The organism is Bacillus sp. REN10 (assembly GCF_016820555.1).
GTDB lineage: Bacteria > Bacillota > Bacilli > Bacillales > Domibacillaceae > Bacillus_CE.
This window is the reverse complement of record NZ_JADHDW010000017.1, coordinates 1-25,751: the sequence shown is the minus strand read 5'-3', so window position 1 is coordinate 25,751 and position 25,751 is coordinate 1. Positions and strand designations below refer to the sequence as shown.

The following is a 25,751-nucleotide window of genomic DNA, read 5'->3' as shown; positions in this document are numbered from 1 at the left end:
AAAGATTTAATTTAATCGCATGCGCTAATAACAAGTTCTTCTCTTACGAAAGCGAGTACCATTCCAGGGATGACTGTATCTCCTTTTTCAACTTCTAATGATTGAATTTCACCGCTTACGCCCATTTTTACAGGAACCAGTTCACCAGTTTCGTCTTTAATTAAAAATAGCGGTTCCCATTCATAGATTCTTGCGTCCTTGCTGATCAAAACTTCCTGAACAACACCTTGATAAGGATATGTAATCATCTCCTCAAACATTTGTACTCAGCTCCTTCTTATATAAATGACCCTATCCCGCCCAAGGCCTCACACTTTGCCGCCAAACTTTCCGCTTTACCTTCAGCCTTCTTGCTATATGATTCCCCAATCACATTTTTCCCTTTTGCCTTCGAGTTTGCGACTATAACAGTGCAGGCCTTCTCCTTACTTCATACTTGCACCTTAAAAATTAATCCATCCTCTTAAACGAGAAGCTTCGGCCATCTTACGAATACCTTCCATATAAGCTGCGATTTTCATGGACACACCGAAGTTTTCAGACGTTTGCTGAATGTTTAAAAAGCTTGCGTGAATCTTTTCTTTTAAACGTTCTTCCACGACTTCTTTTGTCCAATAAAAGCCTTGGTTATTTTGACACCATTCAAAATAAGAAACAATGACGCCTCCAGAGTTAGCTAAGATGTCTGGAACAACTGGGATTCCACGCTGATCAAGAATTTGAATGGCTTCTTTCGTCGTTGGACCATTCGCTGCTTCTACAATAAATTTACAATTAATTCGATCGGCATTTTCTTCTGTAATAACCCCGCCAATCGCTGCTGGAATTAACACATCACACTCTTTTTCTAGTAGTTCTTCGTTGGTGATAATGTTGTCAAATAAACCTGTAACAATTCCAAATGAATCACGTCGTTCAAGTAAATAAGGAACATCAAGACCTTCCGGATCATAAATGGCTCCTAAAGCATCTGAAATACCTACTACCTTTACGCCTATTTCATGTAAAAAGTAAGCTAAATAACCGCCAACGTTACCAAATCCTTGAACGATCACCTTCAGCCCTTCAAGCGGCATATTTTTCATCTCACTCATAATTTGCAGTGTATACAATACGCCTTTGGAAGTAGCTGTTTCTCTCCCTTCTGAACCGCCCAACACTAACGGTTTTCCTGTAATGAAACCTGGTGAGTCAAATTCTCTAATATGGTCATATTCATCAAGCATCCAAGCCATCACTTGTGAGTTCGTATACATATCCGGAGCAGGAATATCTTTCGTCGGACCTACAAGCTGACTAACAGCACGCACATACCCGCGGCTTAAGCGTTCTAGTTCATTCATACTCATATTTCGCGGTTCACAAATAATCCCGCCTTTCGCTCCTCCATACGGTAAACCGTTCACGCCACATTTTAAACTCATCCAACCTGCAAGCGCTTTAACTTCATCTGGATTAACTTCCGGGTGAAAGCGAATGCCGCCCTTTGTTGGTCCGCAAGCATCATTATGCTGCGCTCTGTAGCCGCGAAAAATTTGCGTCACTCCATTATCCATTTTCACTGGAATGCTTACTTCTAAAAATCTCATTGGCTCTTTGAAGAACTCAAATACCTCATCTGAATATCCAAGAAAATCCGTTGCTTGCTTTAATATCGCTTGGAATTCTGATTGCGGATTTTTCTCCTCCTTCAACTTTTGTACTTTTGCTTCTGTAACCTGTGATTTTGTTTCCATCATGACACCTCATTTTTTTTATTACTTAGTAATAAGCAATTTCCGTGCCATCCTTTAGAAACCACAAAACATGGGGTTTTTGCTGAAATCATGAAGATAAAAGCCTTTATTTAAAGCATTTTCTCATAGAGTTTATGAAAAAAAGCATAGCCTATTATTTTTCGCATAAGTCAAAATGAATCTGTAATAAGTCATTATTGGTTTATTCGTGAAACATAAAAAAATTGTCTCTTGCCAACTATATACAGATGCTTTCACATCTATATACTTAGCAAGAGACAGCGTTACTTATCTTTATAATTCATGTACCTCTTCCATATGCATTTGTGGTACTGGAGAACGGAACATATTAGTGATATACATTAAGTAAATCATTCCAAAGATCGACCATAAGATTCCTAAAATTAATGAATGAACATTTAAATTCACCCACAACACCATCACAATGCTAGCTCCAATGATTGGAAAAATTAAGTTGCTAACCATATCTTTAAATGTTTTATATCGCTTTTCCTTCACTACATAATGAGCAATAACGGCTAAATTCACAAAGGTAAAGGCAATTAATGCCCCGAAGTTAATCAATGATGTCGCCGTTTCTAACGTTAGGAAAATAGCAATCAACGAAACCAAGCCTACTAAAATGACGTTAAATGCGGGAGTTCTCCATTTAGGGTGTATATATCCAAAAAACTTCGCAGAAATTACTTGATCTCTTCCCATTACATATAACAAACGAGAAACACTTGTATGGGAAGCTAATCCTGAAGCCAATGTTCCAGTTAATGTACCCGCTAAAAAGAATGCTTGGAATAGTTTCCCTCCAACAAACAATGCAATTTCCGGAGAAGCAGCCTCCGGATCTGAAAATCTCGACATATCTGGAAAATACATTTGTGTAAAGTACGTAACGGATGTAAACAACACACCGCCAATTAATGCCGTTAAAAAAATCGCTTTTGGAATCGTTTTCACAGCGTCCGGTGTTTCTTCCGCCAACGTGGTAACAGCATCAAACCCTAAGAAAGAAAAACAAAGAATGGTTGCTCCTGCCACAAGAGACCCCATTTCCATATCACTGCCCAGAAATGGCAAGAAAGAAAACACTTCACTATTTCCCTCACCACTTAATAATCCCCGAACGACTAAGAAAATAAAAATAGCAATAACTAAAAACTGAAACATCACAAGAAATGTATTAAAGTTTGCCGCTAAATTTACACTAAACAAGTTTAATAACGTCACAATCGCTACAAACCCAACAACCCAGATCCAATCCGGTACATTCGGAAACAAAGCTGATAAATATATTTTTGATAAAAGGGCATTCACCATAGGCAAAAATAAATAGTCGAGCAAAGCTGCCCAGCCAACAAGAAAACCAAGTTTTTTATTAATCGCCTTTTGAGTGTAGGTGTAAGCTGACCCCGCGACAGGAAATACTTTCACCATTTTGCCGTAACTCGCAGCGGTAAATAACATCCCTAGTAAAGCAATAATATAAGAAGTCGGTACATGTCCGTTTGTTTTTTCAGAAACAATACCAAACGTATCAAACGCGACCATTGGCGTCATATACCCTACCCCTAACATAACAATGGCCCATAAACTTAACGACCTTTTTAAACGAACAGAATCTTGCATATATCATTCCTCCTCATGTGCATTACACTTCCCCTTGATCGCTGTCACTTACTGTTTATCATTTGACTATGTTACAAAACAATGTTGTTGTTTGATTCATTCCAAGGAGTCAAACACTATTCAAATCAACATCATTTTTCAACTCAGCTTACAGTTTATTAAATATTCTTACAATTATTGTGCCAACTTTACAAAAAAAACATAAAAAATTTTCAAAAAAGAAAAAAAGACAAATATACCGCTAATTTAAAGGTATATTTGTCGAAAAAATAATTTTAATGCTTTGTTGCAGAACAATGGATCATCAACGATCTTTTTATAGATTATCCACCTAAAATGCAAAATTGCATAAGTTATTCTTACATACATATAGAATAGACAAAAAAAAGATGCAGACATAAAGTCCGCATCTTTCATCATTATTAAATTTCAGCGAAACGTCCACGTTGACGCATTAATTCGCGATTTAATTCAGTATTCACTTCAAAAGCTGCACGACCATGCAACCAGAATAAGTTATTTAACATGACTAGGTCACCAACAGGTAATTTTAATTCAATAACGCTTTCATCGCTTTCCATTGAATCAGAAAGTTCTTTCAGGTATTTTGCTTCTTCAATTGTGTCTGGATACACGAATTGATCAATGTAGCAAATACAAGGTTTATTGTTATCATTGAAGAATGTAGCACGTTGAACTTCTTGATCTACGTTTTTGCTGCTTGGTGCTCTATAAGTAAACTTATGAGTCGCTAATGGATGAGTAGAGAATTTATCTAACTCTTCCCAGTCGTCTAAATGTAGTAAACGAGATTCGCCACCCACTGCATTTTCTTCTGTCATCTTCATCATCAATAACCAGTCAGTTGGCTCATCGACAAATGTTCCATCTGTATGAAGAGTGAATAAACGATAAGCTTGACGAAGATAAGAGTCACTTGAATCTGTATGTGCAACAGTAAAGCGAGCATAGTATTTATTTGTCATAGCATCAAAGTTTGGTGTACCTACAATATGTGTTAAAGCTGTTGCAAAAATCACATACTCTTCTTTATCTACTGTTTCCCCTTGTAAACCGATTGTATAGCCACCTGTTTCACGGTCATGAAGGATACCTCTTAATACATCTTGGAACTCTTTTCCTGTTAATTGGAGCAAATAGTCGGCAACAATTCGTCTAGCATATGGTGTGTACTCTAAGTGTTGAACTGTTACACCCTCTTGTTTTGCTTTTTCGAGAAAAGCTCTAATTACCGTGCGATCTAATTCAATATGATACAGGCGATCGCTTTGCGGATGAGATGTTACCTCATAGTTAGGTGTTTTGGCAATAAATTTTTTAGCTTGTTTTTCCATAGTACTCATTAAAAATTCCTCCTAGGTTTTATCATTATTAGTTGGTCTCATGCAAGAAAATAAAAAAGCCAGTTTACCCCTTTTTATAAAAAAGATGAGTAAACTGGCTTATATTTACTTCACTGCTCCAGGGAAGTGGAGTCACAGTAAATAGTTCAGTTCATATTTTACATGCAATTAAAGGACCTGTTATATGATATTACCCACGTGATTGGAAAAGGCAATTTTCTCAAGGTGAGTATATATTTATTAACTATCGTTAGTATATGCCAAGGTCATAAAATTGTCAATATTTTTTGATTATTATTTTGCACTTTTCGAAACTTGTTGATAGTGTAAATGCAAATCATTTAAAGCAGCAGCCAAAGCATTAGCGGCTTTTCCTTTATAATACAACTGAAGTTGTTTAAGAGGTTCGTCAATACCGTCTTTTAAACTAACTCCTCTAAGTAATTGACCAATAAAGTTCCTGCCGTGTTCAGTCGCTAACGTACAAGAGGCTTCTAAAATTACCCCGTATTTAATATCCACTTCAGCGGTAATTGTTAACGTATCAAACACACTTTTAGCAGCCATTCCTTGCGGCAATCTTGCGTGGCCAGCGATAAACATTACTTTTGAATTAATCACTTTAATGGCTCCCCTCTAATAATATTAGGAATGAACAATTTGAGATACTTTTGGATGTTCAGCAATTTGTTTCACAACTTCTTTACCAATTTCGATCGAAGCTGTTGCTGCTGGTGATGGAGCATTACATACATGGATACTTCTTTCTCCAGGAATGATGTAGAAATCATCCACCATGCTACCATCGTTTTTCAATGCTTGCGCACGTACCCCAGCCGGTGCAGGAATTAAATCTTCTGATTGAATTTCTGGAATTAACTCTTGTAAGCTAGCTACGAATTTAGCTTTACTGAATGAACGAAGCATTTCTTCGATTCCTTCTCCCATAAATTTACTTGCAAGCTTCCAGAAACCAGGGTAACCCATTACTTCTGATAAATCTTTAATATTGAGGTCCGTTTTCTTATATCCTTCACGCTTAAAGCTTAGAACCGCATTCGGGCCTGCGTCTACTTCTCCGCCGATCATACGTGTGAAGTGAACTCCCAAGAATGGGAATTTAGGGTTTGGTACAGGGTAAATTAAGTTCTTAACTAAGTGTCTTTTTTCAGGTACTAATTTAAAGTATTCTCCACGGAACGGAACAATTTTTACATCTGTTTTATATCCTGTCATGTTTGTCACACGGTCACTATGTAATCCAGCACAGTTAATAAGAAACTTAGATTTAAATGTTCCTTTTGTTGTTTCAATTGTAATGCCATCTTGCAATTCAGAAATATTTTCAACCTTCGTTGCTAGACGGATGTCTCCACCTTTTTCACGAATGATTTCAGCGAACTTTTCACTGACTTGTTTGTAGTTAACAATACCTGCTGCTGCTACTTTAATAGCTGCTAGACCATTTACATGAGGCTCAATTTCCTTTAATTCTTCTTTGCCGATTTTTTTAACATCCAACTCATTTTCAAGTCCGCGGTTATATAAGTTATCAAGCAATGGCAACTGTTCATTTTTGGTTGCGACAATGACCTTCCCGCAAATGTCATGTTCGATATCGTGCTGCTGACAAAATTCTTTCATGGATTGACTTCCTTGACGAGCAAATCGAGCCTTATAGCTTCCTGGTTTATAATAAATTCCTGAGTGAATAACTCCACTGTTATGTCCTGTTTGATGCATCGCCAATTGCGGCTCTTTTTCTAATAAAAGCACCTTTGCATTTGGATAACGTTCACATAACGCCATGGCTGTGGAAAGCCCTACAATTCCCCCGCCCACTACACTAAAATCGTACATATCTACTTCCTCCTCTTACTCAATTAGTTTTTTGATTGATTCATTATATTTTCTTCAGACGGCTTTAAATGTTCCATATAGGAAATTAAGTTATTCTTCGTTCTCAATATATGGTATTCAATCGCCGCCCGCAGTTCAGCTGGGTCGTTTCTTTCTACTGCTTCATAAATAAATCTGTGTTCTCTCTGAGTCTCCTTGTAATAGTCTACTAGCAAACTCGGAGCAATTGGAGAAATTCCTAAGTTTTCTACTGTCTTCAAGACTCTAGTCCATGGACATCCCTTTCGCAAAAGCTTATGGAAGCTTTCATTTAACGAAATATAATAATCATTCGTTTCATCCGTTAACGTTAAGGATTCCATTTTCTCTAGAATGTTAGCTAACTCTTTTTTATCCTCATTTGTTAAAAAAGGTAGCGACTTTTCGACAGCTAACCCTTCTAAAGATGAGCGCAAATAATAAATTTCTTCTATATCTTCTTTCGTAATTGGTGTAACAATCGCTCCTTTATGTGGAACAATTCTCACTAGCCCTTCCGATTGAAGTTGTCTTAGCGCTTCTCTTATCGGCATGCGGCTCACATTTAAAATATTGGCCCAATCCTCTTGGATTAATCTTTCCCCCTCTTTAAATGTGCCGTTCAAAATCGCCTGTCTTAAGTTTTTCGTCACATAATTAACTACAGTAGTTTTATCCTTAGAAGGCTGAAAATTCATGATCGTACACCTCAATTAGGAAAAATCAATTCATCCAAGTGTCCTCTATTGGATATTGGATACAAAAACTTTATCATATAAAATACTGAATTGCAAGATTATTATAGCATAATCCGTAAATCTATTATTATAAAGGGCAAAAAGGCTCTCAAACCCTAGTATTCCATATTCATTCTACCTTTTTAATTGGATACAATCTTATTTTTTCAGGTTGTTTTGAATAATGGCTGACTCATTCGTGTAAAAGATCCGATGCTTTCTCGCTTCCCTTCAACTCTTCTACTATAAATGACATCGGATCATTCTTTCCTTCGCCATAACCTTTTCTTTTGCTCATGTTGGCTAAATCTCCTTCTCACCTTTCTGTTCTGGACCATGAAACAAAAAAGCCAGTGATATTCCTGTTCAGGAAAATATCACTAGCTTGACCTGCGTGCTGGTCTTTCGCTCTTAGGATAACAGTTTCTCTATATGTTTATAACAACAGAATCAACATTTCACTTGGTCTTTAAAAAAATGAATCTTTATGCTCAATATGATTGAACAATATACTACTCCAATTCTTCTGTCAATTGATCGTTATGAAGAACTAGTCGCGGAGGAAGGAGCAGTTGCTGCTGCAATGGCCGCAAACATCGCTGCTTGTTGCGCTTGTAAAATAGCTTCAATAGAAACCGCTAAACCAGCAGTTACTACACTGCTATCTTGCATTTTTTCTTTAATTACTAATTGAGCAGCAATCAGAAGGCTCATCTCCTGATACCATTTGAATAGTTTTTCCCCTTTAAAGACATGATACAATGTCATGATTTCATCCATCAGCTGATCGGGTGTGGCTAAAAGAGCGAGTATTCCTATTATTGGATAATGAATACCCTTGATCTTCACTCCCTCATCCCGCAAGCTTTCGAACCAATGAGTTGCTCGCTCAGCAAGAAGCGGCCGATTATGAAAAGAACCTTGAGCTAAAATGTGGGTCAAAAATTGCAAGTCATTTCCTGCACGAAAAGGCCCTTCACTCAATGCCCCATAGTAATATTCTATTTCATTCATTAAACCATGGTGATTGCCTTCGCATTTTGCCAGTAAAATGGCCAATGGATAATCTTCGTAAGAGGTTAAAAAGAAATGCTCTTTTTTCATTTGTTTGTATATAGCCATGGCTCGTGTGGCACATTTAGACATATCCATCGTACATTCAGCCGGAGTCAGAACAGCAACCGTTGCTGCGATATACGTGTAACTGGATTTGCGAAAACCTTTGTCTAGCAGTAAGCGGTAACAACTTTGTACCTCTTCAAAACTTTGATAAGGATCTTTGAAATTAGTTAATAGCATCGCTGTAAATGAATAATTAAAACTCGTTCTAAGTGGCGACATCCACGTTACTTGTTTTTTTATGTAATTTAACAGCTGCAGGTAGCTTTTCGGATCGAAACGCTGCCCGATCGAATGATATTGGCAAACAATAAACAACAATTGACGTTTATCTGCTCCCCAACTAACGGCATCGACCAATTTTTCATAATCCGCAACAAATGTAGTTGCTGTTTGTACATTCCCTGCTTGATTCAAGATTTATCATCCTTCCGCTCAACTTTTATCTATTTTGTTATACGGAAAAACGAAGAAAAGGTTTCAACATTTCTTCTGTATGATGAAAGCTGAAACTTGTTGTCGGTATTTCCCGGAAAATAAAAAAGAACGGCCGAAACCGTTCTTTTTTATTTTCAATTAGTAAGGTTGAGCTCCCTTAACTGACGCCTCGCATCATTTTTTGAATTTTTGGAGATAATAAGAATAGTAATAGCCCTAGCAAAATCGCTATTCCTCCGATGATCCCGAAGTAGGCGATTTCTGTTTTGTCTGTATAGTAGCCTACAATTTTCGCATTGATGGCTTGAGCTGAGGCGTTGGTTAAAAACCAAAGACTCATCGTTTGCGCCGAAAACGCAGATGGCGCTAGTTTCGTTGTCGCTGCTAATCCGACTGGAGATAAGCATAGCTCACCAAGAACGACTAAGAAAAAGCTAAGCACAAGCCACATTGGGTTAGCCAATGACTCTGTTCCATTGAAGTAAGCTGGGAAAATCATGACTAAGAAAGATAGACCAGCAAAAAATAAACCAAGTGAAAATTTCTTAGGAGTAGATGGCTGATGCTTCCCTAGCTTCACCCATAACCAAGCGAATACTGGTGCAAACGTAACAATAAACAGTGGATTTAATGTTTGAAACCATGAAGATTTCAATTCAATTCCAGCAAATTGCAATTGAACCCGTTTATCTGCATACACCGCTAAAATGTTCGATCCTTGTTCTTGAATTGCCCAAAACATCATCGCAGCAATAAATAATGGGATATAAGCAAGCAAACGGGAACGTTCCACTTCTGTTGTTTTTTTACTTCGATACATAACAATAAAATAAGTAGCAGGAATAATAATCCCCAAAATACTCACTAAAGTAACAAAACGATCAATGGTCAACGTACCAGTGACAATTCCTGTTGCTCCAAGCCCTACCATCAAAGCGATAGCAAGCCCTATTCGGACAAACACCTTTTTCTTTTCTTCTGGAGCTAACGGATTGGTCACATATGTACCGGCTAATCCAAGGTTTTTCTTCTTTGTTGTCACAAAAACAACTAATCCAATAAACATTCCGATCGCAGCGATTCCAAAACCAAGATGGAAATTGTACTGCTGCCCTACTGTCCCTACCACTAACGGCGCAATCAGGGCTCCTGCATTAATACCCATGTAAAAAATACTGAAGCCTGAATCGCGACGCGGATCTTCTTCACTGTATACATCTCCAACAACACTAGATACATTCGGTTTCAATAGACCCGTTCCGATAACGATTAACCCCATCGAGATGAATAATGCGGTTGCACCTGAAGGCAATGCTAACACGATATGCCCAAACATAATGAGAATACCACCATAAAAGACAGTTCGAGATGTCCCTAGCAAGCGGTCGGCAATCCAACCGCCAATAATCCCTGACATATAAACAAGCGAACCGTAAATCGACATGATCGCTAAAGCTGTACTTTGATCAAGCCCTAATCCCCCTTCAGAGACAGAGTAGTACATATAATAGATTAAAAGGGCTTTCATTCCATAATATGAAAATCGTTCCCAAAACTCAGTGAAAAATAACGTAAATAATCCTTTAGGATGACCAAAAAAACCTTTTTGCGGTACACTCTGGACAATCTTTTGCTTATAATTGTTGTCCATATTGCAGCTCCTTTCAAACGTTTCTGCACTTCTCTATATTTACAGTATTGTCTAAAAATTAAAAATAAAGAGAGTGCAATATAATAAATATAAACTATATTATTATAATTTTTTTAGATTAAATTGTCAATTTTTATAAATTTTTGTAACATTTAAATATTTTCAAATAATTAAAGATGGTAAAATCCACACAAATCTAAATTGATTTTCCGACATCATCACATCCTATCTAGTTAGAAAAATCAACAGCGTATCCAAATAAACATTCTTATGTCGATTGAACAAGTTGAACATATATGATTAAACCTACCTATTTAATTTAAAACATAAAAAAGCTCCTCCACATCCCATGGAGAAGCCTTACTTTCTTGTCATGCTTACATATCTTTTAACGTATCTGTCAATGGAGGAACGATCTGCTTTTTACGAGAAACAACGCCCTCCAGAAGAGCCGTGTTATCTTGTAATTGCACGTTAAATGCTTTTTCAACTGCAGCTTGATCTTTCCCCACTGCAAGTGCTACAGAATTACTGTTTAAGATATCCGTTACAACAAACAAGAATAAATCTAGTCCTTTTTCATCAACCGTGCGATTCAGCGCCGCTTCAATTTCGGCTTTGTGCACGAGTACATCCGCTGTATCCACCGCGTTAACTTGAGCAACTTCTACTTTACGGCTACCCATTGGAAACACTTTCGCATCAAGGGAAATTAGTTCCTCTACAGACTTGTCACTAAGGTCTGCACCAGCTTTCAACATCGCTAGGCCATACTCTTCTGCATCTACTCCAGCAATGTCAGCAAGTTCGCTCGCCGCTTTCACATCTTCCTCTGTGCAAGTGGGCGACTTAAATAATAAAGTATCAGAAATAATCGCAGACAGCATTAAACCCGCAATATCTTTTTGAATGGATACACCATTTTCTTTATACATTTTATTTAAAATCGTAGCCGTACACCCAACTGGCTCTGCACGATAATATAGAGGATCACTTGTTTCAAAGTTAGCGATACGATGATGATCGATCACTTCCAAAATACGCACTTCTTCGATATCATCAACGCTTTGCTGGCGCTCATTGTGATCCACTAAAATCACTTTATTTACTTCTGAAGCTGCTTTATCAATCAGACGCGGCACTTCTGCTCCAAATTTCTCTAAAGCATATTCCGTTTCACCGTTTGTATTGCCCAAACGAACAGGCTCTGCATCCATTCCTAATTCTTTTTTTAACGCCGCATAAGCAATTGCTGAACAAATTGAATCTGTGTCCGGATTTTTATGTCCGAAAATAAGTACTTTTTCCATTATTCTACTCCTCACTTACATAATATGATAGATAGTGGTCCCGCTCAGACGGTTCACTACATTTTCTATGTCTTTATTTTACCGCAAATGAACGAGCTTTTCCTTAATTGTTTTCAATTTAATAAAAACCAATCGAATTAATAGGTATATGTCTTGCCGAAAATATCTGTCATTTTGATTTCTTCACTATTATAATTGAATTATACCAAAAAAAAGGAGGTTTTTTATGAGTACGATTTGGCTAATTTTTTTTGTGGGTATTTTATTATTTATCGTTATTTCTGCACTTATCAAAGACAATAAAAGGAAGAAAACATTAGAACTGTATCGAATTCAAACACCTTCGTTAATTAATGAGTGTCATTCCGAGTTTTTATGGCTTGAACACAAGCTGAACAAGTCACTCTCTCCTGACTTTATTAAAAAAGTGAAAATTCGCGTCTTAACAAATCATCCAACATGGACAGACAATGATTTTGACTGGCGTCTTTTTGAATTAAAAAGATACTTCATTTTAGCGAAAATATTAAAAACCGTTCCGATGTTCAGTGAAGAAGTCGATGAAGTGTGGCATGAAATGTTAATGTTTACAAAAGAGTATGAGGCCTTTTCTCATAAGTTTTACGGGAGTTTTTTACACCATACCCCTAATATAGAGACCGTCCCGATTCCGAATGAACGAGCATTCTTTGATTGGATGTATCTACAATTATTTGAACCAACCGCCAACAGTCGATTATTGTGGGGACCTTTTTTTAGACACCCTCTTGAAGGTAAACTGTTAGAAAATTTCCGAACATTAGCTGAAACACGATTATTAGTACAATATTTCAAAGAAGATGAGGAAGCTGAAGAGACACAGAGAATGATTCTTCAGATGCTAAAGGAAGATATTCAACAAGCAGGAACCATCAGCAAAGAAACTTTCAGACGCCTGGATGCTGAAAACAACTATACGTATTTACTTCCGGCTATGGTGTATTTCTCTATGTATGAAGCGGAAAACTATCAAGATGAAATGAAGCAATTGCTGCCTAAAGAAGCAATACCTAAAGACGGATCTCATGGATCGTCGCATTGTAGCGGCTGTTCTAGCTTTGCCTGCGACTCAGGAAGCGGCTCTGATTCTTCCTGTTCCTCTTCCAGCTGTTCTTCAGGATGCGGAGGGGGATGCGGCAGCAGTTAATCCCATTTCTTCTTCATTCCCCCGTTTAATTATAGCTAAGCTGGGCAAGTTATAGTTGTAATGACTCACTGTATGAGGGGGCTGTTTAATGGACAAAAGATTATTTTGGGGGATTCAGCAACTATCAGGGCGCTGTTTTCTCATTGACCAATGGATGATTCTCATTTCAAAAAAAGCCCGTTACTTGTTTCTTTTTATTTTGTTGCTCAAGTGGGTATTAGACGGGCCAAAAAGAAGAACGGCTAATACAGCGATCTTATCCGCTACTGCAGGGTTACTCGTTAATTTCTTGTTGAAGCGCCTTTGCTTTAAGCCGCGGCCATTCATGAAGCATAAAGTCGGAATCTTAATGCCTACTAAGATTGATTCTTCTTTCCCAAGCAAGCATACACTCTTAGCATTTGCTGTATCTTCTGCTATATTCCTGCGTGACCGCATGTGGGGACGCATCCTCTCCTACCTTTCTGGACTTGTCGGGTTGTCACGGGTTTGGGTAGGCCATCATTACCCTTCTGATATTGTCTTTAGTGCACTAATCGGCACTATAACTGGAATCGTTATTCATAAAAACACCTCTCATTGTCAAGAAGCTGACTCATAAGTGCCTCGCACAAAAGTCAGCTTCTTTTTTGTAAATTTTCTGTTATTTTTTCTTTGTTCGACTTCTTTTGAAAGGTGGAAGCTTTATAATAGAGAAAAAGAGGTGAAACCGATGGCTCAGTTTCAAGGCAAAGAAAACATGATGCCTACCAAACAGTACACGTGGGGACTATTTCTGTCATTGCCTGTCCTTTCTTGGGCGCTTTACGACTTTGCTAATACTATTTTCTCTTCAAACATCATTACTATCTTCTTTCCTTTCTATTTACAAGAGGCAATTGGAGGAAGCGAGCAATTAAATCAAATTGCTAGCACATTCATTTCTTATGCCAATGCTATATCCAGCTTATTTCTCGTCTTATTCTCCCCTCTTTTCGGTGTAATGATTGACCGAACCGGACGAAAAAAACGTTACATCATTCCTTTTACATTCATTTGTGTACTATGTACAGTCGGCATGGGCATTTTTGCATCAACTGAGTTTGAACAGAAGCTATTTGGTCTTCCAGCGGCTTTAGTATTCGTTATCTTATTATTTGTCATTGCTAAGTTTTTTTACCACTCCAGCTTAATTTTTTATGATGCGATGCTCTCCGACTTAGGAACAAAGGAAGAAATTCCGCTTCTTTCTGGCTTCGGTGTAGCAGTGGGCTATATCGGCACGCTCGCCGGATTAGCGATTTACCCTTTCATTAAGGATGAACAGTTCCACCAGGCATTTATTCCAACAGCTGTGCTTTTCTTTTTATTTTCTTTGCCTTTAATGTTGACCGGAAAAGAAAAAACACCGCTACCTCCAGCTGAAAAAGGGGCTTTCCTTAAAGGATATAAAGAAATTTACACTACCTTTAAAGAGATGAAACAGCATCAATCGATCTTTTTATTTATGATTGTTTATTTCTTTATCAATGATGCCATTGCAACTGCCATTGCCATGATGGCCATCTATGCCAAAGCCATTGTCGGCTTTTCATCGGGGGAATTCATCATGCTTTACTTAGTATCAACGGTCACTAGCATTATTGGCTCTTTTATTTTTGGCTATGTGACAAAAGCAGTCGGAGCGAAAAAATCTGTTACCTTGGTTGGAATGATCTTATTAATCGCCTTGCTGATTGGCACATTTGCTGTGAATGGAACTATGTTCTGGGTGACGGGCAGTTTATTCGGGGTTTCATTAGGGGCTGTATGGGTCACTTCTAGAACCTTTATTATCGAGTTGACACCTGAAGAAAAACGCGGACAATTCTTTGGCTTGTTTGCTTTTTCAGGAAAAGTATCCGCCATTGTCGGACCACTTATTTATGGGACCATTACTTTACTTTTAGCGGATTACGGCAATCTCGCTAGCCGAACAGCTCTAGGTTCTCTCATGATTCTTGTGTTAATAGGTTTATTTGTCCATCGCCGCATACGGGTTTAACTGCATATCCACCATCCACATCAATCATACATACCAATGATTTCTTCCATTGGTGTGTATGATTCTTTTCTTATACCCAAACTTTTTCAGGAATCTTTTCTTCCCAAACAGAGACGCTAATAATACAGCTATTTTTGAAGAAAGCAGGTGTTTATATGGACCTATCCGAACAATACAAAGCAGGCGATATTGTCTATGTTATTTATCGCAACCCTCATACGTACACAGCCGCTAATGTACAGCAAGCAGCAGTTGTACATCATCCCGACCAGCCAGGAGAATTAGCACTATTTTTATATGAAACCTATTATCCCCTTAATCAGCAAATTGCCATTTATCCATCTGAAGCAGCAGCGGAGCAAGATTTCGCCCGTTACTTCGGAGCTGTAGAATAGGAGGCTAAACGTTGGTTAAACCATTTATTCCTCAGCTTGTATACATCGAGCCGCAAGCGCTAGAATATCCACTAGGACACGAATTAAAAAAGAAATTTACAGACATGGGAATTGAAATTAGACAAACGACTTCTCACAATCAAGTGCGAAATTTACCGGGCGATACTCATTTCCAACAATATCGGATCGCGAAATCAACACTTGTTGTCGGAGTTCGTAAAACGCTTAAATTTGATACATCAAAGCCTTCTGCTGAATATGCGATTCCACTTGCTACTGGCTGTATGGGGCATTGCCATTATTGTTATTTGCAAACAACAATGGGAAGCAAACCTTATATTCGGACATATGTAAATACCGAAGAGATATTAGCGGCTGCTGATAACTATATGGCTGAAAGAGCACCGGAAATTACAAGGTTTGAAGCCTCTTGTACATCGGACATTGTTGGCATTGATCATTTAACTCATTCACTAAAACGGACGATTGAATTTTTTGGCCAATCAACCTATGGCAAGCTCCGATTTGTCACAAAATTTGCTCATGTCGATCATTTGCTCGATGCTCAACATAACGGCCAAACACGGTTTCGTTTTAGCATGAATGCTGACTATGTCATTAAATATCTCGAGCCTGGAACCTCTAGACTGGCAGAACGGGTAGAAGCAGCAGCAAAAGTAGCAAAAGCAGGCTATCCGCTTGGTTTTATTATTGCACCGATTTATTTGTATGACGGGTGGAAGCAAGGTTATTTAGAACTCTTTCAAACATTGGCAGCAACATTGCCCGCCTACGCCACAAAAGACCTAACCTTTGAACTCATTCAGCATCGATTCACCAAACCAGCGAAACGGGTCATCGAAAAAAACTATCCGATGACTAAGCTAGAAATGGAAGAAGAAAAGCGGCAATACAAATGGGGACGATACGGAATTGGAAAATATATCTATAAAAAAGAAGAGCAAGAGGAAATCAAAACAACCTTTGGAAATTATATCGAACAATACTTTCCCGAAGCCAAGATTGAATATTTCACCTAATGGAAAACAGCTGTCAGGAAACTCCTAACAGCTGTTTTTATCATTAAATCGCATTTGAATCTTGTACTTTCGGTTGTCCTTTCGAACGAGATAAAATTTGCTGACCTAGAACAAAGGATAGTACGACAAATCCAGCAATATCTGTCCATAGACCAGGAACAATTAATGTGATAGAACCAATTAAACACAAAGCTGCAAGCGGCAATGGAAGATCCGTAATAAAGTATCTTTCTAGCGCTACACTCAAGCCTAGTATGCCGATAATCGCGGTAATTGTCACCCAAACAACTTCCCACGGACTAGTCACGTTCTGCATCAGCAACACCGGTGAAAAGACGAAAATATATGGAATAATAAAACCAGATAGCGCCAGTCGCAACGCTTCAAATCCGGTTTTATTCGGATTTGCCCCAGCAAGACCCGCTCCCGCAAAAGCAGCTAAAGCAACCGGTGGTGTGACATTCGCTAAAATTCCGAAGTAGAACACAAACATATGAGTAACAAATGGATCGACTCCTAATTCTAGCAAAGCAGGTGCTGCCATCGTCGCTGTAATAATATACGTTGGAATAGACGGAAGACCCATCCCCATAATGATACAAGCTACCATCGTAAAGAATAGCGTTAAGAACATTTCTCCTTGACCAAGCACGAGAATGGACTGAGTCAATTTAGGACCAAGACCTGTTAACGTACTGACACCAACAATTAAACCAACCATCGCACATGACATGGCTACACCAAGAGCAGCACGAACCCCTTCTTCCATTGCTGCAAGAATTTCTTTTATGCCCATGCGCGTTTCTTTATTAAACCAACTAACAACAACCGATAGAACAATCGCATAGAAAGCAGCATATAGCGGTGTTTTCCCTGCCATTAACAAACCGATTAAGACAAAGATTGGGATCAATAAGTGACCGCCGCTTTTTAACACTTTCCAGAAGTTCGGCAACTCCGCTTTAGACATCCCTCTTAAGCCTAATTTTTTTGCTCGGAAATGCACGATCAAAATAATGCCTAAATAATACAAGAAAGCAGGCAAAATCGCCGCAAGAGCAATCTGATTGTATGGCATGCCTAACGTTTCTGCCATAATAAAGGCTGTCGCTCCCATAACTGGTGGAATAATTTGTCCGCCTACTGAGGCTGTCGCTTCCACCGCTCCAGCAAATTCCGGTTTGTAGCCGACGCGTTTCATTAATGGAATCGTAAACGCCCCTGTTGTTACGACGTTTGCTAACGCGCTTCCGTTAATCGAACCAAGCAACCCGCTCGAAATAACCGATACTTTCGCTGGTCCACCTGACGTATGACCTGCTACACTCAGAGAAATATCCGTGAAAAATTTCCCCATCCCTGATTTATTTAAGAACGCTCCAAACAAAATAAAGAGAATGATGTAAGAAGCAGAAACAGAAATGGCAATGCCATAAATCCCTTCCGTTGATAAATACATATAGGTGACAATATCCTCTAAATCCTTACCTGAATGCTTGAGCAGATCCGGAAAGGAATGACCGAAAAAGGCATAAGCGATAAATAACACCGTCAAGATCGTCAAAGCATTCCCTGCTACTCGACGACCACCTTCAATCACAACGATAATGGTCAGAATCCCAAAAGCAATATCTACATTACTCGGCATATAGATGGACATTCTTGTAGCAATACCTTCATAATCGAAAATCATATAGCCACCTGTAGCAAGGGCTGCTACAGACCATAACATATCGACAATCGTCACTTTGTTGCTAGAACCCTTTTTATAAAACGCCGGATATAAAATAAAGACTAGAGCGGCAATGATCGCTGTATGCAATGACCGGTGGCGAAGAGCATCAAGCGGACCGAAGTAAGCCGTATATAAATGATAACTAGCAAGACCGATACTTAAAATGAAAACCGCCCAACGCCAAAAACCTGCGTCAATTTTTCGGAACCTTGATTCACTGTCATACTTTTGAAGAATTTCTTCTTCTCCTCCAACTGTCTCCGGTACAGTATTTTTGTTTTCTGTCATAAAATCATCCCCTCTCTATTTGATCATTCCTTTTTCTTTGTAGTACTTCTCTGCTCCTGGATGAAGAGGCAAAGGTAGTTCTTCCATCGCTTTTTCTAATTCAATTTGCTTCGCTGCATTGTGAGCATTACGAAGGTCATCTAAACTTTCGAACATTGTTTTTGTCAGCAAGTAGACTTTTTCCTCAGATAAGTCCTTATGAGTAATCATCAAGTTGTTGACTAAAACGGTTTCGCGATCCTTTTTGACACCTTTGTACGTATTGGCTGGAATCGCTCCTACTTTAAACGCCGGATATTTCTTTTGTAGCTTTTCTGTTAATTCTTTCGGTACTGGAATAATTTCTACTTCATCTGTCGCTGCTAACTCCATAATTCCGGAATTTGGATAACCTGAAGAAAGAAAGGCTGCATCAGTTGTCCCGTTTTTAATGCCTTCAATTCCCTCTGAGAAAGATAAAAAGTCCGCATTCATATCGTCATATGTGATACCTGCTTCTTGTAAAATACGTTTGGCCACGATCTCTGTTCCACTTCCGAGAGCACCAACCGCCACATCCTTGCCTTTTAAATCCTCCAATGTGCGAATGCCAGATTCTTTAGGAGCAACAATTTGCATGTAGTTCGGATATAGTGAAGCAATCGCTCTTACATTTGATAGAGCCCCAGAGCGAACAAAGTTACCTTCTCCCTTATACGCGTCTGACACCGTATCTGCCATGGCTAAACCAAGTTCTGCTTTTTGTTTGCTGATTTTCATCGTGTTCTCCGCAGATGCTCCTGTTGTTTGAGCACTAGCTTGCGCACCTAATTCATCACCATAAACTTTTGCTAAAGCATTTCCCAATTGAAAGTAAACTCCTGACGTTCCCCCTGTTAAAATCGTCACCGGTTCCCCTGACAAAGCTCCTTCTGCTTGAGTTTTGTTTTTGGAATCGTTTTCATTCTCTTGTTCACTAGAAGAAGAATTACCACAAGCTGTAGTAAACGTAAGAATGGAAATAATTAAAAGAATTAGTGCTGTATATTTTTTCATTTTCCCACCCCTGTTATAGTTATTTTTTATTAATAATGCAATTACCATACCGTTTTAAAAATTCAGACAATATAACCATTATCTGAATGGATGATTTATTGAAAAAACCTAGCATTTTCAAGGCTTGAAAGTCTTTTATCTATTTTTAATTACTTACTTAAATAAAGTAAGAGATCAATAGCTATCTAATAAAAGCGGCAAAAAATGCCGGGTTGGAACGGCAAAATGTTCCTACCCGGCATTTTTTTCACGCTATTTCAGTTCTTGACGATACAGCTGTAATTTATTGCGAAGATTTCTTTCACTAATCTCTAACGAACTGGCCGTCTGCCGACGATTCCCTCCATGATGTTCGAGCACCGCCTCAATGATTAACCGCTCCGCCTCCTTCATCGTTGCTGCGATAGGAACTTCAATCACCTCTCGGCTATTTGCTGAGCTCTCTAACGGATGGGAAAACTCCTTTGTTTTTGTCACTGTAATTGGTAAATCCTCCAGTTGAATCACTCTTTCCTTCGCCATTGCTGCCGCATATTCAAGAATGTTGCCTAGCTGCCGAACGTTCCCTGGATAATCGTAACTCATCAATTGTTCATAGACACTTGGCGAAAGCGTTAATGAAGGCCGGTTCATCTCCTCTGCATACTTCTTTAAAAAATAGGAAATCAACAGCCCAATATCCTCTTTTCGATCGCGTAACAGTGGCAGGTGAATAGGGATTACATTCAACCGAAAGAATAAATCTTCACGAAACGAGCCTTCAGTTACCATGCTAGCCAAATTTTTATTCGTCGCACTAAGGATCCGAACATTTACGCGCTTCGTTTCTGTTGATCCGAGTGGGGTAACCTCTTTTTCTTGTAAAACTCTTAACAATTTCGCTTGCAGCGAAGGGGGCATTTCACCTATTTCATCTAAAAATAGCGTCCCACCATTGGCGGCAGCCACCTTCCCCTCTTGGCTACGCACTGCTCCCGTAAAAGCGCCCTTTTCATAGCCAAACAATTCACTTTCAAGCAAAGCTTCAGGGATGGCTGCACAGTTAACCGAAATAAAAGGACCGTTTTTTCTTTTTCCTTGCCGATGAATAGCTCTTGCGACTAATTCTTTTCCTGTACCGCTTTCGCCAAATATTAACACACTCGAGTCAATGTCTTTCACACGATCAATGAGAGAAAACACTTGCTTCATGGCATCGCTTTCTCCAATCATTTGATCATATCCTTTAATTTTCTCGATCGTGTCACTTAACTCTCGAATTCGATCATGTAACTGCCGATGCTCGAGTGCCTTTTCAAGCAAAAGTTCTATTTCATCAAGATCTAACGGCTTCGTAATGTAATGATAAGCGCCACGTTTCATCGCTTCAACGGATGATTCAATCGTTCCGTAGGCTGTCATCATAATCACAGAAACATCTGGCTGAATCGTTTTAATCTCTGTCAACACTTCAAGCCCGTTATATTTCCCTAGGCGCCAATCGAGCAGTACGATATCCATACTTTTTTGCTTCAACAGCTCATATCCATCTGGAACATGGGTTACGGCGGTCACTTCGTATTCGTTTTCTAATGCAAAGCGAAGAGAAGAACCAATAGCTGATTCATCGTCAATAATTAGGATAACTGGCTTCATATCAATGTCCTCTCCCTTTTTCCTCCATCGGCAACTCTAGGAAAAATGTCGTTCCTTGTCCCTTTACAGATTCAATGTTCATCTCTCCATTGTTCTCTTTCACCCATTGATAGCAAAGAGTTAGTCCAAGTCCGACTCCATGCTCTTTCGTCGTGTAAAAAGGCTCTAAAATATGAGAAACTTCTTCTTTCCCCATACCGCATCCAGTGTCTGATACACGAATGATCCCTATTCCTTGATCTGTTTTGGATTCAATGAATAAAATTTTCTCTGAACGCTCTTCCATCGCATCCACTGCATTTAACATTAAATTTAACATCACTTGCTTCATTTGATCGGGATCGCTATATAACATCATGCCTGATTCAATTTTTAAATCGAGCTGAACACCTTTTTTTCTTAATGTTGGCTGAATGATTGCCTCTAACGAGTGAAAAAACGAATCGACAGCAAACATTTTCTTCTTCGGATATTTTGGCCGAGCGTAATCAAGCAATGTCTCCACAATACGATTCATCCGATGAAGCGCTTCCGGTACATGCTTAAGTAATTCTTCTCGGAACACAGGATCCTCATATTTACGCGGAAGCAAATCAATAAACATTTTCATTGATGTCAGCGGATTGCGAATTTCATGAGCCACTCCAGCGACAAGCTGTCCAAGCGCCCGCATTTTCTCTTGAGTCGCAAGCTTCTCCTCAAGCATTTTGGCTTCTGATCGGTCAGCAAGCGTCAATAAATAACCGTTCATTTGTCCGCCTTCTTTGTACAGCGGAATTAAGCGGTATAAGAAAAACTGCGTCTGTCCTTCCTGCTCAATTTCAATTTCTTCCTTTAATAACTTTATTTTGTTATCCCATGTTTGCTCATATGTATGAAGAATACGGCGAATGAGCGGCTGCTCTAAAACATCTGCTGTTTGAACAGATACCCGCTCAGATAAGCGAAGCATTTGGATAGCACGCTGATTGATACTAGTTAATTGAAACGATTGATCAAATGTCAAAATTCCATAATACATATGATTAATAATTTGCGTTTTGAACGCATTGGCATCAGAAATAGCACGCCTTTGCACCTCTAGCTTTTCATTCGCTATCGCTAACGCAGAGGTCCGCTTTTCTACTTCCTTTTGCAGCCGTTTATTCCATATATACGTCATATACAAAACAGCAAAGGACAATGTAATCATTAAAATAAGAAAAACGATCCAATTTTTTAATTCCTTCAGCCGTTCATCTGTACTGGAGGTAAACCATTCATTATACAATTGCTGATACTCTCCGCTCGCCTCCATCCGGTTTAACGATCGATTAATGAACGACAATAATTCCGTCTCGCCCGGGCGGACAGCTACGGCAAATTCGGAAGGCACACTTAAGTGATCTAACACTTCATATTCACTTTGTTTACCTGCCTGTCTTAAATAATATTCCGCTGTCCATTTATTCGAAAGATAGGCATCTGCCCGTCCCATAAATAAAAACTGCAAAGCGTCTTCAGGATTAAGAGCTAATAGAAAATCCACTCTTCTAACATTTAATAGCAGATCAAAAGAAACAGGCTCCTCCTGCATAACGATCGTTTTTTCGCGTAGATCCGTCAGCTTGTTCACTTCAGAAGCCAATTCATTTGGAACAATCACCGCATCAGCCATCGTGAAATACGATTCTGAAAAGGCAAATCGTTCACTTTGCTCTGCCGAATATTTCATTCCCATGATGGCATCCACCTCTCCTTTTTGAAGAGCTTCTGTTGCCTGATAAAGATCCATCGGAATGTATTCAAACTCTACTTTTTCATTTTTTGCAATGTTATCAAACAAGGCGACGCTAAAACCAGTAAACTCCCCTGTTTCATTGATGAAAGAGAAAGGAGCTAAATGTTGCTCACCAGCAATCTTATAGACTCTTTTTTCTTCCTTCACCTTTTTTTGCTTCACGTAACCAACAACACTGGCAGTTACAGGAAACGGCATAGATACAAGCAATAGACTTAGACAAAGGAAAAGATAAATCGGCCGAAAACGTATATACATAGAGGCTTCTTTCTCCTTTTTGAATATTGCTATTATTGTAGCATATTCCACTAACGAATAAAGGCTCTCTCTTGATCCGCAAGAGCATCCTTTAGCCAACATGGATGCATCGGCAATAAATCAGTAGGCAACTGATCTATCGTAAAAAATTGCACATCCAATGACTCGTTAGACTGCCAGCGAAGCTCTCCTCCAATGACCTCAGCCAAAAAACAAGTCGTAATAAAATGAACCGTTCGACCATCAGGATAGTGAAAAATTTGAGAAGTGGGCTCTGAATAAACGCCGATTAATTTTTTGATGCGAATTTGTAAATTTGTTTCCTCATGAACCTCCCGTATCGCCGCTTCTTCCACCGTTTCTCCCGGTTCCACATGGCCCGATGGCAATCCCCAAAGACCAACATCCGCCCGCTTTTGCAACAATACCTGCTTCTTCTCATTAAACACTACCATTGCCACACCTGGATACACTTGCAAGTTATTACTCATTATTTCTCCTCCATTTCAAAATAAAAAGGCCCGGAGGAAAGCATTCAGCGCATACGAAATACACTGAACCTTTCCCCTCGGACCTTTTATGTCAATAGGTGCCTTCTGCTATTGCAAAAGAGGTAGCCCTCGGTCACAGACCTTCTGCAAGAGAAGCGGAACCCTAGCTACAATTTTCCAGTTCTATTGTATTTTATATGGAAGATAGTTAAAAGACAAGGGGTTTTGATGTAAGCCGTAACCAAATAGAGCTGTATAACCAAAATCATCAACTTACGTTCTCACTCGTTTTGGCCAAATAAAATAACTGAAAATAGTCTTTCTCTAGTTAAGGGGAAGCGAATAATAGTTTACTATTATTCGCTTTTCTAAAGGTGTATATTACCAATGCCTATGTTAGACTAGTGTCATGCTTTAGAAATATAGATAGAAAGGGGATAAAAGATGAATTCATTAGAAAAACAAACCGAGCTGACGAGCTCATTAAACAAAGCTTGGATTGTGCTTATCCTCGGCTCCTTAACCGCTTTCGGTCCATTATCGATGGATATGTACCTCCCCGCTCTTCCAATAGTAGCAGAGGACTTACATACAACGACTTCACTCGCTCAATTAAGTTTGACAGCTTGTTTAATGGGACTAGCCATCGGACAATTAATTTTCGGACCTTTAAGTGATATACAAGGCAGACGCAAACCACTCACTTCTACTTTAATCATTTATTCCCTAGTCTCTGTGCTATGTGCTTTCAGCTCAAATATTTGGATACTCGTCTTCCTTCGCTTCATTCAAGGATTGACTGGAGCGGCCGGGATTGTGATCGCTCGTGCCTCTGCTCGCGATTTATATTCTGGGAAAGACTTAACGAAATTTATTTCTTTGCTTGCTCTTGTCAATGGAGCTGCTCCGATCCTTGCTCCTATTTCTGGAGGAGCTGTTTTAAATTTCTCTTCCTGGCCTACCGTCTTTATCGTTTTAGGTGTCATCGGACTCATCATGTTTTTAGCGGTGTTTTTTTTCTTACCAGAAACATTACCTACGAACTATCGCTCAGAAAGCAGTTTAAAAGCGACGTTGAAAACATTTGGAACTCTATTAAAAAACCGTTCATTTATGGGGTTAGCGAGCACACAGGCGTTTATTATGGCCAGTATGTTTGCCTACATTGCAGGATCACCTTTCGTCCTGCAAAATATTTATGGCGTCACTCCACAACAATTTTCCATGTTGTTTGCTCTTAATGGACTGGGCATTATCATTTCAGCCCAAGTTGCAGGAAGATTATCTAGTACAGTCAGTGAGATAAAGCTACTTTTAACTGGTATTTTAATAGCTTTTACCGGAAGTCTATTACTTATCCTTGTTGTCATCACCAAGCTCTCATTATTCGCTATGATTATTGCACTCTTTCTGATTGTTTCTAGTGTTGGTATGGTCTCCACTACCGCTTTCTCTTTAAGTATGCAGAATCAAGGGAAAGCGGCAGGAAGCGCTTCTGCTCTATTAGGATTGCTTCCATTTATCGGTGGAGCCATCGTATCTCCACTCGTTGGGATTGCAGGTGACGCAAATGCTTGGCCAATGGGAATAATCATTTTCACTTGTAATACGATCGCATTACTTGCTTACTTCTTCCTTATTCGCAACCGTGTACAAGCTAATTGAAAGAGAAAAACCGTCAGCTTCGATTCAACAAGCTGACGGTTTCCTTTATTAGCACATTAAACTGCTATTAATGAATTGAAATTAAAAAAATGCGCAAAGGAATAAACTTTACACATTTTTAAGGANTGAATTGAAATTAAAAAAATGCGCAAAGGAATAAACTTTACACATTTTTAAGGACGGTCCGGACGGGACTCGAACCCGCGACCTCCTGCGTGACAGGCAGGCATTCTAACCAACTGAACTACCGGACCATTTATGAAATTTGAATGATGGAGGATGACGGGATCGAACCGCCGACCCCCTGCTTGTAAGGCAGGTGCTCTCCCAGCTGAGCTAATCC

21 protein-coding genes and 2 tRNA genes are annotated in these 25,751 nt (G+C 39.1%); 6 read left to right on the top strand and 17 right to left on the bottom strand.

The annotated features are described in order from the left end of the window. Positions 1–11: 11 nt before the first annotated feature. The 10 genes from IRB43_RS16185 to IRB43_RS16140 all read right to left on the bottom strand — a co-directional run bounded on the left by IRB43_RS16185 (position 12) and on the right by IRB43_RS16140 (position 11,877). Positions 12–260, bottom strand: coding sequence for a biotin/lipoyl attachment domain-containing protein (locus IRB43_RS16185; protein ID WP_203364512.1), 249 nt, complete (start codon positions 258–260; stop codon positions 12–14). Between the two features lie 183 nt (positions 261–443). Further along, positions 444–1,736 (bottom strand): Glu/Leu/Phe/Val family dehydrogenase, encoded by a 1,293-nt coding sequence (locus IRB43_RS16180; protein ID WP_275296790.1) that lies wholly within the window; start codon positions 1,734–1,736, stop codon positions 444–446. Between the two features lie 294 nt (positions 1,737–2,030). Continuing rightward, positions 2,031–3,380 (bottom strand): APC family permease, encoded by a 1,350-nt coding sequence (locus IRB43_RS16175; protein WP_203364510.1) that lies wholly within the window; start codon positions 3,378–3,380, stop codon positions 2,031–2,033. Positions 3,381–3,802: 422 nt separating this feature from the next. Beyond that, on the bottom strand, positions 3,803–4,744 hold the full coding sequence (gene glaH, locus IRB43_RS16170; RefSeq protein ID WP_203364509.1) for a glutarate dioxygenase GlaH: 942 nt from the start codon (positions 4,742–4,744) through the stop codon (positions 3,803–3,805). A 294-nt stretch (positions 4,745–5,038) separates the two neighbouring features. Further along, positions 5,039–5,347 (bottom strand): DUF3870 domain-containing protein, encoded by a 309-nt coding sequence (locus IRB43_RS16165; protein WP_203364530.1) that lies wholly within the window; start codon positions 5,345–5,347, stop codon positions 5,039–5,041. Positions 5,348–5,389: 42 nt separating this feature from the next. Then, positions 5,390–6,604 (bottom strand): L-2-hydroxyglutarate oxidase, encoded by a 1,215-nt coding sequence (gene lhgO / locus IRB43_RS16160; RefSeq protein WP_203364508.1) that lies wholly within the window; start codon positions 6,602–6,604, stop codon positions 5,390–5,392. A gap of 23 nt (positions 6,605–6,627) precedes the next feature. Next, positions 6,628–7,320 (bottom strand): GntR family transcriptional regulator, encoded by a 693-nt coding sequence (locus IRB43_RS16155; RefSeq protein ID WP_203364507.1) that lies wholly within the window; start codon positions 7,318–7,320, stop codon positions 6,628–6,630. Positions 7,321–7,899: 579 nt separating this feature from the next. After that, positions 7,900–8,895, bottom strand: a complete 996-nt coding sequence (locus tag IRB43_RS16150; RefSeq protein WP_203364506.1) for a DUF4003 family protein — start codon at positions 8,893–8,895, stop codon at positions 7,900–7,902. A 178-nt stretch (positions 8,896–9,073) separates the two neighbouring features. Further along, a complete protein-coding gene (locus tag IRB43_RS16145; RefSeq protein ID WP_203364505.1) occupies positions 9,074–10,567 on the bottom strand; it encodes a peptide MFS transporter in 1,494 nt (497 codons plus the stop codon). A 377-nt stretch (positions 10,568–10,944) separates the two neighbouring features. After that, complete coding sequence (locus IRB43_RS16140) at positions 10,945–11,877, bottom strand: manganese-dependent inorganic pyrophosphatase (protein ID WP_203364504.1); 933 nt, start codon at positions 11,875–11,877, stop codon at positions 10,945–10,947. A gap of 226 nt (positions 11,878–12,103) precedes the next feature. On the opposite strand from IRB43_RS16140, the gene IRB43_RS16135 reads away from it, so the two are divergent. From IRB43_RS16135 to splB, 5 genes are all read left to right on the top strand, one after another. Further along, positions 12,104–13,063: a glycine-rich domain-containing protein gene (locus IRB43_RS16135; RefSeq protein WP_203364503.1), complete on the top strand. Its 960-nt coding sequence runs from the start codon at positions 12,104–12,106 to the stop codon at positions 13,061–13,063. 88 nt (positions 13,064–13,151) lie between these two features. Further along, a complete protein-coding gene (locus IRB43_RS16130) occupies positions 13,152–13,664 on the top strand; it encodes a phosphatase PAP2 family protein (protein ID WP_203364502.1) in 513 nt (170 codons plus the stop codon). Positions 13,665–13,775: 111 nt separating this feature from the next. Continuing rightward, positions 13,776–15,086 (top strand): MFS transporter, encoded by a 1,311-nt coding sequence (locus IRB43_RS16125; RefSeq protein ID WP_238942064.1) that lies wholly within the window; start codon positions 13,776–13,778, stop codon positions 15,084–15,086. Between the two features lie 155 nt (positions 15,087–15,241). Next, complete coding sequence (locus IRB43_RS16120) at positions 15,242–15,481, top strand: transcriptional regulator SplA domain-containing protein (RefSeq protein ID WP_203364501.1); 240 nt, start codon at positions 15,242–15,244, stop codon at positions 15,479–15,481. 11 nt (positions 15,482–15,492) lie between these two features. Further along, positions 15,493–16,521 (top strand): spore photoproduct lyase, encoded by a 1,029-nt coding sequence (splB, locus tag IRB43_RS16115; protein ID WP_203364500.1) that lies wholly within the window; start codon positions 15,493–15,495, stop codon positions 16,519–16,521. A gap of 43 nt (positions 16,522–16,564) precedes the next feature. On the opposite strand, the gene IRB43_RS16110 is transcribed toward splB, so the two are convergent. The 5 genes from IRB43_RS16110 to IRB43_RS16090 form a co-directional block, all read right to left on the bottom strand. Further along, positions 16,565–18,544 carry a TRAP transporter permease gene (locus tag IRB43_RS16110; RefSeq protein ID WP_203364499.1) on the bottom strand — a complete coding sequence of 660 codons (1,980 nt, stop codon included), beginning with the start codon at positions 18,542–18,544 and terminating at the stop codon, positions 16,565–16,567. 15 nt (positions 18,545–18,559) lie between these two features. Then, the gene (locus tag IRB43_RS16105) at positions 18,560–19,579 is read right to left on the bottom strand and encodes a TAXI family TRAP transporter solute-binding subunit (RefSeq protein WP_203364498.1); all 1,020 of its coding nucleotides are present in this window, start codon (positions 19,577–19,579) and stop codon (positions 18,560–18,562) included. 252 nt (positions 19,580–19,831) lie between these two features. After that, positions 19,832–21,214 (bottom strand): sigma-54-dependent transcriptional regulator, encoded by a 1,383-nt coding sequence (locus tag IRB43_RS16100; RefSeq protein ID WP_203364497.1) that lies wholly within the window; start codon positions 21,212–21,214, stop codon positions 19,832–19,834. A gap of 1 nt (position 21,215) precedes the next feature. Further along, positions 21,216–23,252 (bottom strand): transporter substrate-binding domain-containing protein, encoded by a 2,037-nt coding sequence (locus IRB43_RS16095; protein WP_203364496.1) that lies wholly within the window; start codon positions 23,250–23,252, stop codon positions 21,216–21,218. 50 nt (positions 23,253–23,302) lie between these two features. Then, positions 23,303–23,743, bottom strand: a complete 441-nt coding sequence (locus IRB43_RS16090; protein ID WP_203364495.1) for an NUDIX domain-containing protein — start codon at positions 23,741–23,743, stop codon at positions 23,303–23,305. A 444-nt stretch (positions 23,744–24,187) separates the two neighbouring features. On the opposite strand from IRB43_RS16090, the gene IRB43_RS16085 reads away from it, so the two are divergent. Beyond that, positions 24,188–25,408 carry a multidrug effflux MFS transporter gene (locus IRB43_RS16085; RefSeq protein ID WP_203364494.1) on the top strand — a complete coding sequence of 407 codons (1,221 nt, stop codon included), beginning with the start codon at positions 24,188–24,190 and terminating at the stop codon, positions 25,406–25,408. Between the two features lie 180 nt (positions 25,409–25,588). On the opposite strand, the gene IRB43_RS16080 is transcribed toward IRB43_RS16085, so the two are convergent. Next, positions 25,589–25,662 (bottom strand) — tRNA-Asp (locus tag IRB43_RS16080). Between the two features lie 19 nt (positions 25,663–25,681). Beyond that, positions 25,682–25,751: transfer RNA gene (locus IRB43_RS16075), tRNA-Val, on the bottom strand.